Annotated in this window: 9 protein-coding genes; 7 read left to right on the top strand and 2 right to left on the bottom strand. The window is 65.9% G+C overall.

The genetic code is table 11. The annotated features are described in order from the left end of the window. A partial coding sequence (rdgC, locus tag ACF8NF_RS13770) for a recombination-associated protein RdgC (RefSeq protein ID WP_392450724.1) occupies positions 1–366 on the bottom strand: 366 nt, incomplete at its 3' end. 309 nt (positions 367–675) lie between these two features. On the opposite strand from rdgC, the gene ACF8NF_RS13765 reads away from it, so the two are divergent. Together ACF8NF_RS13765 and ACF8NF_RS13760 are read left to right on the top strand one after the other, a co-directional pair. Further along, positions 676–1,221, top strand: a complete 546-nt coding sequence (locus ACF8NF_RS13765) for a Spy/CpxP family protein refolding chaperone (RefSeq protein ID WP_065344976.1) — start codon at positions 676–678, stop codon at positions 1,219–1,221. A 176-nt stretch (positions 1,222–1,397) separates the two neighbouring features. Beyond that, positions 1,398–2,030: an acyloxyacyl hydrolase gene (locus ACF8NF_RS13760; RefSeq protein WP_046984862.1), complete on the top strand. Its 633-nt coding sequence runs from the start codon at positions 1,398–1,400 to the stop codon at positions 2,028–2,030. Positions 2,031–3,553: 1,523 nt separating this feature from the next. On the opposite strand, the gene dinG is transcribed toward ACF8NF_RS13760, so the two are convergent. Next, a complete protein-coding gene (gene dinG, locus ACF8NF_RS13755; RefSeq protein WP_083281183.1) occupies positions 3,554–5,728 on the bottom strand; it encodes an ATP-dependent DNA helicase DinG in 2,175 nt (724 codons plus the stop codon). 816 nt (positions 5,729–6,544) lie between these two features. On the opposite strand from dinG, the gene ACF8NF_RS13750 reads away from it, so the two are divergent. The 5 genes from ACF8NF_RS13750 to ACF8NF_RS13730 all read left to right on the top strand — a co-directional run bounded on the left by ACF8NF_RS13750 (position 6,545) and on the right by ACF8NF_RS13730 (position 14,526). Next, positions 6,545–7,693 carry an efflux RND transporter periplasmic adaptor subunit gene (locus tag ACF8NF_RS13750; RefSeq protein WP_016447268.1) on the top strand — a complete coding sequence of 383 codons (1,149 nt, stop codon included), beginning with the start codon at positions 6,545–6,547 and terminating at the stop codon, positions 7,691–7,693. Positions 7,694–7,714: 21 nt separating this feature from the next. Continuing rightward, positions 7,715–10,828: an efflux RND transporter permease subunit gene (locus tag ACF8NF_RS13745; protein ID WP_016447267.1), complete on the top strand. Its 3,114-nt coding sequence runs from the start codon at positions 7,715–7,717 to the stop codon at positions 10,826–10,828. Between the two features lie 298 nt (positions 10,829–11,126). Further along, entirely contained in the window at positions 11,127–12,263 is a 1,137-nt protein-coding gene (locus ACF8NF_RS13740) for a TolC family protein (protein ID WP_392450723.1), read from the top strand. 153 nt (positions 12,264–12,416) lie between these two features. Continuing rightward, entirely contained in the window at positions 12,417–13,121 is a 705-nt protein-coding gene (locus ACF8NF_RS13735; protein WP_017407046.1) for a response regulator transcription factor, read from the top strand. A 4-nt stretch (positions 13,122–13,125) separates the two neighbouring features. Then, positions 13,126–14,526, top strand: a complete 1,401-nt coding sequence (locus ACF8NF_RS13730; protein ID WP_013799933.1) for a HAMP domain-containing sensor histidine kinase — start codon at positions 13,126–13,128, stop codon at positions 14,524–14,526. The last annotated feature ends 5 nt before the right edge of the window (positions 14,527–14,531 follow it).

Raw genomic sequence — 14,531 nt, 5'->3', positions numbered from 1 at the left:
GCCCTGCTTGGTGAAGGCCATGGGCAGCAGGTCCAGCTTGGCCTCGTCCTTGAGTTCCTTCTTTTCCTTCTTGCCGGGCTTGCGGCCTTCGGTGGCCTCGATGTGGGCGGCCTTCTCGTTGACACGGCGGTTGAGCACGCTGGCCGGCAGCATCTTGGCCTCGGTCATGAAGCGCATCACCCACTGATTGGCCACGGACTCGGCCAGCGGGCCATGGGGCTCGCCGCGCGGCGGCACCCAGCCGGCGCTGCGCTCCTGCGTGGCGCCGCACTCGGCAAACGGGCTCTTGCCCAGGGCTTCTTCAAGCTGCTGCAAATCGCCCTGCCAGCTCTCGGCAATGCGATAGACGATCATGTTTTTGAACATAGCGAACCTTTGCTCGGACGGACTGCGGCCGTGCCGCAAGAGGGTGTGCAACACCGGGCTGCGCCGCCTCCATCCAGAGGGAGAAAACTGAAAAAACAGCAGGGGCGCCATGCCTTGGCGCCCCGCCCGGCCATTGTGCATGCCTGGCGCCGGACAGCGCTGCACAAGCTTGTCAATTCTTTACAAGCCCTGCGCAAAACCACACGGCCCCGATACATCGGACGACCACACTTCAACCATCCGCTGCACAGGGCCCGCCAAGTGCCTTGACGGCGGCCTTCAGTCACCCTCTCCAGAAAGGATTTTGGAATGACCACCACCTTCCGCCGCACCCTCGCCAGCGCCGCAGCTGCCACCGCCTTGCTGGCCTCGTTCGCCCTGCCCTCGTACGCCCAGACCGCCGCGCCGGCAGCACCGGCTGCAGCCACCACGCCCAAGCCCGAACGTCCCATGCACAAGCCCGGCGAGCGCCGCGAGCACATGCAGCAGCGCATCGCCAAGCTCAAGGCCGACCTCAAGCTCACGCCGGCCCAGGAGACCGCATGGAACACCTATGCGGCCACCTTCAAGCCCGGCGAGCGTCCCCAGCGCATGGAGCGCGAGGACTTCGCCAAGCTGACCACGCCCCAGCGCATCGACAAGATGCGTGAAATGCGCGCCCAGCGCGCGGCCGATGCCGATCGCCGCGGCGAAGCCACCAAGGCCTTCTACGCCCAGCTGGATGCCAGCCAGCAAAAGACCTTCGATGCCGCCACGCTGCACAAGGGCCACCCCGGCCACCACGGCATGGACCACGGCCCGCGCCATGACCACAAGAGCGGCCAGGCCCGCCCTGCCCCGGCACCTGCCCAGTAAGCGCCAGCCTGGCCTGCCTGCCACCGGCGGGCAGCCGGATTGCTTGAGCCAGCCCTTGCACGGACGCCTTGTCGGGCGACCGACAGTGCAAGGGCTTTTTTGCTGACGCCCCGGTCTTCACCAGCCTCCCTAGAGTGCTACAGGCACAGCAACGTGTGCCGCCCCCGGAGAAGATCATGGCCCTCAAAATCATTCAAACGACGCCATCCAGCTACCAGCGCCTCGCCAAGGCACGCATCCATCCGCCAGCACGCCTGGCAGCGACCGTGATGCTGGCCTGCGCAGGCGCTGTCCTGCCGATGGCGACCCAGGCGCAATCCTTGGCGCCGGAATCCACCCCTTCCCTGTACCTGCAATATGGCGCGGCCGAGCGCAGCGCCGACAGCTGGACCCTGGGCGTTACCGTGCCCTGGCGCAACTGGCGCCATGCGCTGTGGGGCGGCCAGCTCAGCGGCTACTGGGATATCTGGGGCGCGCGATGGTCCGCCCCCCTGGAAGGCAGCCACCGCAGCACCTGGGTGGTGGGCATCAATCCCACGCTGCGCTGGCGTGGCAGCAACGGACAGTCGCCCTGGTTTGCAGAAACCGGCGTGGGTCTGAGCTGGGCACTGAACCGGCGCTACGTCACGGACGAGAAGGAATTCCCGACCCGCTACAACTTCGCCACCCATATCGGCGTGGGCTACCTGTTTGGCAACCAAGGCCAGCATGAACTGGTGCTGAGGCTGGAGCACCATTCCAACGCTGGCATCAAGAAGCCCAACCCCGGCGAAAACTTCCTGCAGCTGCGCTACGCCCACCATTTCTGACCATCGCTGCAGCCCAGCCCCGACCACCCGCGAGGTGGTCTTTTTTTTGCCCGCTGCAGGCCTGTGGAAAAACCTGGGTATAAAAACCTTGTAAATCCATGCTTATTCACAGGATGGATGCATCGCGGAAAGTTGTTCCCAAAACGGGTGCAGCTGCAAGGCAGCATCCACCACAGGGTTTGCATACTCGTAACTTATTGATTTTCCATGTGAAAAATCAGTTATCAACAATTAAGCGATTCACTTACTACTACTACTAATTAAAAAATAGAAGAAATAGGAATAACAGCCGAGCTCAGTTTTTCACAGCACGAACGCAGATCTGGATAAAAAAAGCAGCCCCCTTGCCCAGGAAAAGCTGCTTGTCAACAGATCACAGCATGGTCAGACCCTGTGTTCATCCATGCATCACAGGTCTGCCTTCTGACTGGTAAACGCTTAAATTTCTTTTAAATCAATAACTTACGAGAAAACATCACAAAAAAAGCCTGTCATGCAAAACTGTGGATAGAAGATGATCAACTTTCAAGTTATCCACAGAAAAATCCGTGACATGCAATCTATCCCCGTTGGCAAGACACCGGGAACAGGGCGTTGACCACATGTTTTTCAGTACGCTAGATCCTTGTTTTTTTTAAGGTAATGGCAGTTATCCACAGAGATATCATGCCTCTACTACTACGACTATTCTTTATAAGAAGATCAAAGAACAACCAAAGGCGAAGTCACGCCGGGATGCCAAGGCAGCCAGGTTTGCCAAAAAAACAGACGCGTGAGCTTGGCTGGAGCCAGGCATGTGCAAAGAAGGACTGCGCTCCAGCGAAATTGGCGCGCCTGTCTGCAAAAAATCCGCAAGACTCCTGGGCGATGGCCTTGCTCATGAAGACAAGACGTCACCCGTCACCCGGTTGGCATGCAGGTGAACGACGGCCTTTTTCACGCCAGGCTGTGAACAACCAGGGAAAACTTCGAGGAAACGGCGTCTCTCGCACGGGCACATGCGGACACGCCAGAGGCCGCCGTTGTTCATTCAAAAAAATTCAATCCTTGATCTGGACCCTGCAAGCGGCCTGTGCATCCGAATCAGGAGCAGTTGATCCAGCACTGGCAAGGGCAATCACGAAAAGTGATGGCTGCAGCACTGCAGGGAGAAAGGATGGGAATCAGGCCGTCTCTCCAACGGCCCGCAGACAGCGCAAACACCAGGCAGATGCCAGGACCCCTGCAGGGGCGCCAAAGCGCTTCCTGGGGCCGCCTGATGGCCTGTGGGCCGTGATCTACGGGGGTGGTCGGCAGGTGTGGCCTGCGAGGTCGTGCAGGTCCTTTGAACCTGTTGCCGGGCGCCGCATGCATGAACGGATCCCGTGGAGTGAAGTTGCCCACAGGCTGTGTGCAAATGGCCTGTGGGCAATAGGGAGGATGGTTTTCAGGAAAATTGCCTGAAATCAAGGGCTTGTGTGGATGGGGGAAGGTGGAGGAAACGGACAGGGGCTGGTTTCCCCGTTCTTTCCACAGCTTTCGTCTCAGCGTGCCGGGCGGCGCTGCAGGGCAAAGGGCGGCAGGCCCTTGAGCAGCTGCTGGCCATAGCTGGTGTTCACCAGGCGCCGGTCATAGCAGTAGACATGGGCCTGGTCTTCCTCGGTGCGGATGGCGCGGCCCACCCACTGGGCCAGCCGTATCGCCGTGGCCGGCACCACGAGTTCGTTGAAGGGGTTGCGGCCGCTGCTGCGCAGCCATTCGGCGCGGGCCTCGCCCACGGGGTCGTCGGGCGGGGCAAAGGGCAGCTTGGTGATGAACAGGGACTCGCACAGTGCGCCGGGCAGGTCCAGTCCCTCCCCGAAGGACTGCATGCCGAAGATGATGGAGGGCTCGCCCATCTCCACGGCATCGCGGTGGCGTGCCAGCAGCAGGGCGCGGGGCATGGCCGTCTGCACCAGCACCTGCGAGCGCATGGCCGTGGACAGCGCATCCACCGCCAGGCGCATCTGCTCGCGCGAGGTGAACAGCACCAGGGCGCCGGCCTGCACGTGGGACAGGTCGCCCAGCAGCGCGTCCACCATCTCCTGGGTGAAGCGGGCGGCCTCCTTGGGGTCGGCCACGGTCTCGCGCGCCACCAGGGTGCCCTGGCGCGCGTAGTCGAAGGGGCTGGGCACTTCCAGCGTGGTCACGGCCGCATCGTCGTGCAGGCCTGCCTCGCGCAAAAAGAAGTCGAATTGTCCACAGCTGGTCAGGGTGGCCGACGTGAGCACCGCGCCGCGCACCTGGGACCACAGATGGTGGCGCAGCGTGGCTCCGGGCAGGATGGGGCTGGCATGGGCCTTGACCACGATGTACTCGCCATCTGTCTCCAACGTGAACCATTTGGCATTGGGTACGCGGCTACTGTCGTCATCCTGCGCCGGCTGCTGCATCAGCAACTGGGCCGTGTCATAGACGGATTCCAGGCGGGGTGCCAGTGCGCCAACCTGTGCATAAGCTGTAGACAGCCTGCGTGCTTCCTCTGGATTGTCCTTGATGGCGGCGCGCAGCGCCTTGGAGATGGCGCGCAGCGCGTCCAGAAAGCTGTTGGCATGGTGGGCCGCCCTGCCCAGCGGCTCCAGCAGGGGCTCGGGCAGCATGCCGCGCGGCACGCGCACCCGGGCCGGCCCCCAGCTGTCCTTTTGTGACTTGAGCGTATCTCCGTACAGCTCCATCACTAGGCGCGCCAGTTCCTGCAGCTGCTGGCGCAGCTGGCTTGCATGGCTGGGCAGGTCGGCCAGTTCCTCCACTTCGACCAGGGTATTCACGCGCAGGGCGCGGCTGGTCAGCTTGTCTATCCAGCCCAGGCGGCTCAGGTCCATCTCGCCGGCGAACTGGCCCAGCGCCGTGGCGGGCAGATGGTGGGCTTCGTCCAGCACCAGAAGGCAGTTGTCCAGCTCGGGCAGCAGCCGCGCGCCCAGGGAGGACAGCAGCAGATCGTGGTTGGCCACGATGACCTGGGCGGCCACCAGGTCCTTGCGGCGCTCGTAGTAGACGCAGTTGCTGAAGGCCGGGCAGTGCTTGCCCGTGCAGGACGAGGATTCGGCCGCCACGGGGCTCCAGGCCTCGGCCTCGGGCGGGGTTTCCAGCGAGTCGCGGTCGCCGTCCCAGGCCTGGCTGGCCAGCGCGTTGGCCATGCTTTTGTAGAACTGCATGCGCGCCTCCAGCTCCAGGGCCGGGCGTGCCACGCGGCTTTGGGCCTGGGCCTTTTCCTCGGCGAACAGATCGTCCAGATCCTCGTCCTGGGCCTCGCCAGTGCTGGCTAGCCGCTCCAGCTTCAGTTTGCAGACAAAGCGGCCCCGGCCCTTGGCCAGCGCGAACTTGAAAGGCTGCTCCAGCTGCTGGGCCAGCGCGGGCAGATCCTTGTTCACCAGCTGTTCCTGCAGCGCCACGGTGGCCGTGGAAATCAGCACCCGGGTGCCGCGCGCCAGCGCCATTGAAATGGCGGGAATGCTGTACGCCAGCGATTTGCCCACCCCCGTTCCGGCCTGCACCACGGCAATGGACCGGGTGGGCTCCGGCGCGCCCTCATCGATTTTTCCCAGCTGGGCCTGGCTCAAGGTCTGCGCGACCTGGGCTGCCATTTTTCGCTGCCCCTCACGATTTCGGAACCCCGGGATGGCTCCGACCACGTCATCGAAGGATTTCAGGGCTTGGTCAGCCCATTTTTTTTCATGCATTTCGGCGTATTTCGACCAGATGGATCACTTTGGTCCGTCTGTTTATAAGGATTCGTACAGTGATATGTATTAAATAAGATGCGAAATCTTATGGAATACAGCGCACAAAGCGCGTTTTTCGTATGCCGTACAGCCTACAAGCTGCACGTCATATGGATCACTGCACCCGCCAATCGCATGTGCGTACAGGTGGGTATCGGTGGCCGGGATGGGCATCTGTCCACCGGCTGTTCCTGGATTGTTCCCATGGCCGTTGATGGCTGTGCGCGTGGCTGCATCCACAGTCTTGCCCACAGCTGCCAGGGTGTGCGGCCTGTGGTCAATCTTGTGTGCATGCTGTTGGCATGCCTGTGGATTGATGGAGTGATTGTCGCAATTCATCGTTGATTTGCAACGAATTTTTCGCGGATTCAGGTTTGCTGCAATTTGCAGAAGGTGGTGGAAGTTGTCACCACTGTGGAAAACAGGGCCTGTGCAGATCTCTGGCTTTGCAGGGCGCATTTTTCCCTGGGATATCCACAGGTCTGCCGCCACTGCGGCCTGGCCTGGGTCACACGCCAGGCGGCAGGTCCGGGACCGCGCAGGCTGTGCGCCGCGGACCGCGCCGGATCTCGCAAAAGTCCGGCAAAGGCACAGACCATCCCCGCCGGGGACAGGTCCCGGGGGCGAGCCCAGGGCATGCGAGTGCCTTACCAAACGGTAATGAAGGCTTCACGCACGCCGGAAGATGCGTTTTCTAGCATCTGTTTCATCTCAGGAGACAAGGGTCGGCTCGCTGCAGTCCCTGCGCTCCAGGCATGGATTGAAGGGGCAAGAATGATCAAGACACTTGCGGGCCTGCCCACGGCAGCCCGGTTTCCGGCGGCCTCGGCATGCGCCGTCATCGCCGTGGCCTGCCTTGTGGCGGGCTGCGATGCATCCAAGGCATCGGCACAGAACGAGCCTGCCGCGCAGGCGCCCGCGCCGGCCGGCGTGGTGCGGGTCAAGCCCGAGTCGCTGAAGATGCTGGACATCGCCGCGGTGGCCGATCCGCAGGGCACGCAGATGGCCTGGGCGCCGGCGCGCGTGACCTTTGCCGAGGACCGCGTGGCCACCGTCTCGGTGCCGCTGGCCGCGCGCGTGGTGTCCGTGCGTGCCCACGTGGGCGACATCGTCAAGGCCGGCGACGAGCTGGCCACCCTGGTCAGCCCCGAGGCGCTGCGCGTGCGCTACGAAGTGGAAGCTGCCCGCAGCGCGCATGACGTGGCCACCGTGGAAGTGCGGCGCCAGCAGACCATGGTGGACAAGGGCGTGGGCGTGGAGGTGGATCTGCGCGCGGCCCAGGCCAAGCTGCGCGAGTCGGCCCAGGAGCTGGCGCGTGCCCAGGGCACGTCGGCGCTGCTGGGGCAAGGCGGCGGCGACCGGCTGGTGCTGCGTGCGCCGCGCGCCGGCGTGGTGGCCGAGCGCAAGGCCGTGGTCGGCGCCTCGGTCGAGCCCAGCGGCGAGCTGTTCCTGATCGGCGATCCCTCCGCCATGAACGTGGTGGCTGATGTCTTTGAAAGCGATCTGCCCGGCATCCGCCTGGGCAGTGCCGTGCAGGTCGATGTGCCGCAGCTGCCCAAGCCCCTGACCGGCACGGTGCGCCACCTGGGCGCCACGCTGGACAAGGAATCGCGCCGCGCCTCCGTCATCGTGCAGCTCGATGCGCAAAACCCCGTGCTGCGTTCCGGCATGCAGGCGCGCGTGGGCCTGCAGGTCTCCAACGAGCACGAGATGCTGATCCCCGTGACGGCCGTGCTCATCAAGGATGAAAGCCGCAGCATCGTCTTCGTGCAGACCGGCGAGCTGCAGTTCGAGGCCCGCACCGTGGTGCTGGGCCGGCCCTCGCGCGGCATGGTGCCCGTGGTGTCGGGCCTGAAGTCGGGTGAGAAGATCGTCGTGCGCGGTGGCCTGCTGCTCGACGGCGCAGCCAGCCAGCTGCTCTGATCGCGGCAAGGAGTCCCATCAATGCTGCGTTCCCTGATAGCGTTTGTGGTGCACCGGCGGCTCGTCGCCCTGTGCGCCACCCTGATCATCGCCATCTATGGCGTGTATTCGTACCTGCACACGGCCATCGAGGCCTATCCCGATGTGACCAATGTGCAGGTGGGCGTGATTGCCCAGGCGCCGGGCCTGGCCCCCGAAGAGGTGGAGCGCCAGATCACCCAGCCGCTGGAGCGCGAGCTCAACGGCACGCCGGGCCTGGTGTCGCTGCGCTCGGAGAGCTACTTCGGCCTGGCCATGATCAACCTCGTCTTCAATGACGAGGCCGACAGCTTCCATGCGCGCGCCGAGGTGTCGCAGCGCCTGCCCCAGGCCAATCTGCCCGACGGCGTCACGCCCGAGATGGCGCCCGACTACACGCCGCTGGGCAAGATCTTCTACTACCGCTTGAAGAGCGACCGCCACACGCTGGCGCAGCTGCGCACCGAGCAGGAATGGCGCGTGGTGCGCGTGCTCAAGCAGGTGCAGGGCGTGGCCGACGTGGTCAGCATCGGCGGCTTCGTCAAGGAGTACCACGTCGAGGTCGATCCCGAGAAGCTGTATGCGCTGGGCCTGTCGCTGGAAGACGTGAGCGATGCCCTGTCCAAGTCCAACCGCAACGTGGGCGGCGGCCTGATGCGCCGCGGCGAGCAGTCGCTGATCATCCGCGGCATCGGCCTGCTGCGCACGCCGCAGGAGATCCAGGGCGTGGTCGTGGCCATGCGCGGCAGCGCGCCCGTGACCATTGGCGACGTGGCGCGCGTGGTGCAGTCGCACACGCCGCGCCAGGGCTCGGTGGGCATGGACGATGCCGACGACGTGGTCCAGGGCATCGTGCTGCTCAAGCGCGGCGAGAACCCCTCGGTGGTGCTGGACCAGATCCATGCCAAGGTGGCCGCGCTCAATGACGGCGGCCTGCCCGAGGGCATGCACATGGAGACCAACTACGACCGCTCCGACCTGGTCGGCCACACGCTGGGCACGGTGCAGCACAACCTGCTGTTCGGCGCCACGCTGATCGTGGGCGTGCTGTGGCTGTTCCTGCGCAGCCTGCGCGGCTCGCTGATCGTGGCCACGGTGATCCCGCTGTCGCTGCTGGTGGCCTTCATCGGCCTGCACCTGCTGGGCATGCCGGCCAACCTGATCTCCATGGGCGCCATCGACTTCGGCATCATGGTGGACGGCGCCGTGGTGCTGGCCGAGAACATCATCCGCAACGCCCGCCTGCGCAAGCCGCAGACGCAGGCGGACATGCGCCACATCATCATCGACTCGGCCGTGGCCGTGGCCAAGCCCACGCTGTTCGCCATGGCCATCGTGATCGCGGCGCTGATCCCCGTGTTCTCGCTGGAAAGCATCGAGGGCCGCATCTTCCGTCCGCTGGCCATGACCTACAGCTTCGCGCTGCTGGGTGCCCTGGTCTTCGCCATGGGCCTGGTGCCGGCGCTGTGCGCGCTGTTCCTCAAGCCCCAGCACGTGATGGTGGAAGAGCCCAAGATCTTCGACCGCGCGCACCACGGCTACCAGCACTGGATCGGCAGCCTGCTGGGCGCCGGGCGGCGCCGTGTCATGGTGGTGGTCGCCTCGCTGGCCATCCTGGTGGCGGCCGGCCTGTCGGCGGCCTGGCTGGGCACGGAATTCCTGCCCGAGCTCGATGAAGGCGACGCCTACGTGCTGGTGCAGATGCCGGCATCGATCTCGCTGGAAAAGGGCCAGGAAGTGCTGCGCGACGTGCGCCTGCGCCTGAAGACCTTCCCCGAGGTCATCACCGTCACCACCGAGCAGGGCCGTCCCGAGTCCGGCACCGACAACGAGACGCTGAACCTGGCCAAGGTGCTGGTGCGCCTGAAGGGCCACGGCGAATGGCGCAAGGGCCTGACCAAGCCCCAGCTCATCGAGCAGATGCGCGCCACGCTCAGCGAGATTCCGGGCGTGTCGTTCAACTTCGCCCAGCCCATCCGCGACAGCGTGGAGGAATCGACGTCCGGCGCGCGCGGCCAGGTGGTGCTCAAGGTCTTCGGCCCCGACATTCCGCAGCTGCGCTCCATCCTGCAGCAGACCGTGGACCTGGTGAAGGACATCGACGGCGTGGTCGACCTGGGCCTGTACCGCGATGCGCCTGCGCCCCAGGTGCACGTGGAGTTCGACCGCCAGGCGCTGGCGCGCCAGGGCATTGCCATGGAGACCGCGCAAAAGACGCTGGAGGCCGCGCTGGCCGGCAACATCTCCACCACGCTGTGGGAAGGCGAGTACCCCGTGCCCGTGCGCGTGCGCCTGCCCTACGTGGACCGCATGGACGAGGAACGCATCCGCAACATCGCCATCCCCCTGCCCAATGGCGCTGCGGGCGGCTCGGTGCCGCTGCACTCCGTGGGCCAGGTGGCCATCAAGATCGGCAACTCCTCCATCTTCCGCGAAGGCAATGCGCGCTACATGGCGCTCAAGTTCAACGTGGAAGGCCGCGACATCGGCTCCGTGGTCAAGGACACGCTGGCCACGTTCAAGAAGAACGTGAAGATCCCCGAGGGCTACCAGGCCGTCTGGGGCGGCGAGTGGGAGAACCAGCAGCGCGCGGCCGCGCGCCTGAAGATCGTGGTGCCGCTGTCGCTGATCATCGTCTACGCCCTGCTGTTCGGCGCGCTGGGCCAGGCGCGCAGCGCCGGCATCATCTTGCTGTGCGCGCCCTTCACCATGGTGGGCGGCATCGCGGCCCTGCACTTGGCGGGCATCGAGCTGTCCATCAGCGCGGCCATCGGCTTCATTGCCTTGCTGGGGCAGGTGGCGCTGGCCGGGCTGCTGGTGATCTCGGCCGTGGAGGAGCTGCGACGGCAAGGCATGCCCATGATGCAGGCCCTGGTCGAGGGCGCTGCCGAGCGCATGCGCTCCATCGTGCTCGTGGCGCTGCTGGCGCTGCTGGGCCTGCTGCCCATGGCGCTGTCCACGGGCGTGGGCAGCGAGACGCAAAAGCCCTTCGCCTCCGTGATCGTGGGCGGCATGGTGGTGCTGCCCCTGGTGGCCCTGGTGCTGCTGCCCGTGCTCTATGCGCTGCTGGGCCCCAAGAACATGTTGACGCAGGAAGAACTCGATGAAAAAGAGTGATAGCCCCCTGAGCGGCTTCGCCGCTTCCCCCTCTCGCTTCGCGGGGGGGACGACGCCCTCGCCGCGAGGCGGCTCTTGCTCGGCGTCCCTGGCTTTTGGTCGCGCCGGTTTTGCAGGCAGCGCCCGTTATCGGGCCCTGTTTGTGGCTGTGGCGCTATGCTGGGGGGCGGGTTCTGCGCTTGCGCAGCAGGCTGTACCCGCTGTGCCCGCTGTACCGGGCGGGGCGGCTGTGCCGGCCATCACTGCGGCGCCTGCCTCCGAGGTGGCTCCGGCGGCTGCGCCGCAGCAGCCGGTGGGGATGCAGGAGTATCTGCAGATGGTGGTGCGCAACCAGCCCCAGCTGGCTGCGCAGCGGCTGCAGATCGGGATTGCGCAGGCGGACAGCCGCACGGCGGCGGCGTTTCCCAATCCTTCGGCGTCGTACAGCAGCAAGCCGGGCGAGAAGCAGTGGGGCATAGAGCAGCCGCTGCCCATTTTCGGCCAGCGGCGCCTGCGCATGGAGAACGCGCGCAAGGGCGAGACGGCGGCGCGCGCCAATGTCGAGGTGGCCGTGGCCACCACGCTCAACGATGCAGCCACGGCCTTCATTGATCTGTTGATGACGCAGCAGCGCCTGCAGGTCTGGCAAGAGGCGCAGGAGGCCCTGAACAGCGCGGGCAATATCGTGCGCGGACAGATCGAGGCCGGTGCGCGCAGCCGCTATGACGGCGCGCGCCTGAGCCTGCAGCAGGCCCAGATGGCCATGCAGGTCAGCCAGGCCCAGTCGGACTGGCAGGATGCCGCCTCGCACGCCGCCGCCCTGGCCGCCCTGCCCCAGTGGGCACCGCGCGCCACGGGCAGCCTGCAGGCCGTTCCCGTGGCCCAGCTGCTGCACGAGCAGGAACTTTGGGAGGCCGCGCGCCTGCGCCTGCCGGCCCTGGTGGCCGCCCAGGCCGAGCTGGACCAGCTGCGCCACAAGGTCGAGCTGGAACGCCGCGAAGCCCTGCCCACGCCCAGCATCAGCGTGGCGCGGGTGCGCAACCGGCTGGACGGCAACTACAACCAGATCGGCGTGTCGGTGGAGCTGCCGCTGTTCGATCGCCGCGAAGGCCCCATCGCGCGTGCCCAGGTGGAGGCCGAGCAGGCCCAGCTGCGCTACGACGCCGCGCTGATCGAGGCGCGTACCGAGCTGCAGCGCGCCATCAGGCAGCTGAAGCTGCGCCGCGATGCCGTGCGCGCCTACGAAAAGCAGGGCCTGGCGCAGATCGCGCCGCTCAACCAGATGGCCCAGGACGCCTACAAGCTGGGCCAGGGCTCCATCCTGGAGCTGATCGATTCGCTGGGATCGATCAACGAGCACCGCCTGGAGCACCTGGACCTGGTCAAGGAAATGATGCTGGCCGAGTGGCAGGTGCGCGTGGCCAGCGGCGATCTGCCGATGTGGGCAGCGCCCTGACGGTTTCATGCGGCGCGGTGCTCTGGGATGCCGCGCGGCCCTGCCCCTAGCTGGAAAGAGGTGGTCAACATGCCGGCATCCCCACCGATCTCGGCGGAGTCTGGCGCGCCGTATAGTGTCTGCCTCAGTTTCGAGTCAGGCCCTGCCGCCCGCATGTACCGCTATCTCATCATCGAAGACGACGCGCTGAACGCGCGCTACATCGCCGAAGGCCTGCGCCAGCAGGGCGCGCAGGTGGCGGTGTGCAGCGATGGTGTGCAGGGCATCGCCATGGCCGTGGGCGAGAGCTGGGATGTGATCATCCTCGACCGCATGCTGCCCAACGGCTTCGACGGCCTGCAGATCCTGCAGACGCTGCGCTCCATGGGCAAGCAGACGCCGGTGCTGGTGCTCAGCGCCCTGTCGGCCACGGACGAGCGCGTGCGCGGCCTCAAGGCCGGCTGCGACGACTACCTGACCAAGCCCTTTGCCTTCTCCGAACTCTCGGCACGCCTGGAGGCCCTGGTGCGCCGCGCCCAGATCCCGGCCCCCGCGCGCGAGATGCGCCTGGCCGACCTGCGGCTGAACCTGCTCACGCGCAGCGCCGAGCGCGCGGGCCAGCCGCTGGCGCTGCAGCCGCGCGAGTTCCGCCTGCTGGCCTTTCTGATGCAGCACGCGCACCAGATCGTCACGCGCACCATGCTGCTGGAGTCGGTGTGGGACTACCGGTTCGACCCGCAGACCAATGTCATCGACGTGCACATCAGCCGCCTGCGCGGCAAGGTGGACAAGGGCTTCGAGCCTGCGCTGATCCACACCGTGCGCGGCGTGGGCTACAGCCTGTCGGACCGGCCGCAGGACCTGCCGCAGGTGGCCTGATCCCATGTCGCTGGCCAAGCCCTGGAGCTCCACGGCCTTCCGGCTGGCGCTGACCTACGGCGTGCTGCTGGTGCTGACCATGTCCATCGTGCTGTCGGTGTTCTACGTGCAGACCGTGGGCGTGCTGCGCATGCGCATGGACCGGCAGGCCGAGAACCACATGCGCCGCCTGGTCGAGCACCGCGACAAGTACGGCGAGCCCGCGCTGGAGGCCGAGATCCAGCAGACCCTGCTGGACGGCGTCAACACCGATACCGAAATCCTCATCCTCATGGATGGCGACGGCAATCCCATCATCGGCAACGCCGACGTGGTGCCCGCACGCCGCCTGACGGAGATGGGCGTGCGCGATCTCAAGGTGCGGCGCAACGGCCGCATCATCGCGGGCCGCGTGGCCGTGGCCCAGCTGTCCGACGGCAAGCTGCTGGCCGTGGGCAGCGACATGCAGGTGCAAAGCGATGTGGAGGAGCTGTTCGGCCGCGCCAGCCTGCTGGCCGGCCTGGTGGCCCTGGGCATGGCCGTACTGGGCGCCGGGGCCTTCCGGCGCGTGGTGGAAGAGCGTGCCGCCGACATCCGCAGCACCATGGCGCGCGTGGCCACGGGCGACCTGCGCCAGCGCATTCCGGTCACGCGCCGCGACGATGAGTTCACGCTGCTCAACCGCGACATCAACACCATGCTGGACCGGCTGGAACTGCTGATGGACGGCATACGCCATGTCTCCAACACCATCGCCCACAACCTGCGCACGCCGCTGACGCGCATCCTGCTGCGCCTGCGCAATGCCCAGCAGGCCACGCCCGAGGAAAAGAACGAGACGCTGGCGCTGGTGGCCCAGGAAGTGGCCGAACTGGGCGTGGTCTTCGACAAGCTGCTGCAGATTGCCGAAGTGGAAAGCGGCGCCAGCCGCAAGAACTTCGCGCCCGTGGACCTGCGTGCCCTGCTGGTCGACGTGGTGGAGTTCTACGAACCGCTGGTCGAGGACGCAGGCGGCGTGCTGCGCCTGGAGGTCGAGGGCACGCCCATGGCGCTGGGCGACGGCGACCTGCTGGCCAGCGCCGTGGCCAACCTCGTGGACAACGCCATCAAGTACGGATCACTGCCCGACAGCGACCACGGCGCCGACATGCTGCTGCGCGCGGGCGTGGCCCACGAACACGGCATGGACGGCGGCGCATGGGGCGTGGAAATCATCGTGCAGGACCGCGGCCCCGGCGTGGACGCGCAGACGCGCGAGAAGATGAGCACCCGTTTTTACCGCGCCGAATCGGACCGCGAAGGCTACGGCCTGGGCCTGGCCAGCGTGCTGGCCATCGTGCAGCTGCACGGCGGCAAGCTGGGCTTCGAGAACATGCATCCGGGCCTGCAGGCAAGGATCTGGCTGCCCGGGTTGCCCACGGCCTGAAGCCG

Source organism: Delftia sp. WSY_22 (assembly GCF_043104185.1).
Taxonomy (GTDB): domain Bacteria; phylum Pseudomonadota; class Gammaproteobacteria; order Burkholderiales; family Burkholderiaceae_C; genus Comamonas; species Comamonas tsuruhatensis.
Note: the sequence above shows the minus strand (reverse complement) of the source record. Positions and strands in the feature narration are given on the sequence as shown.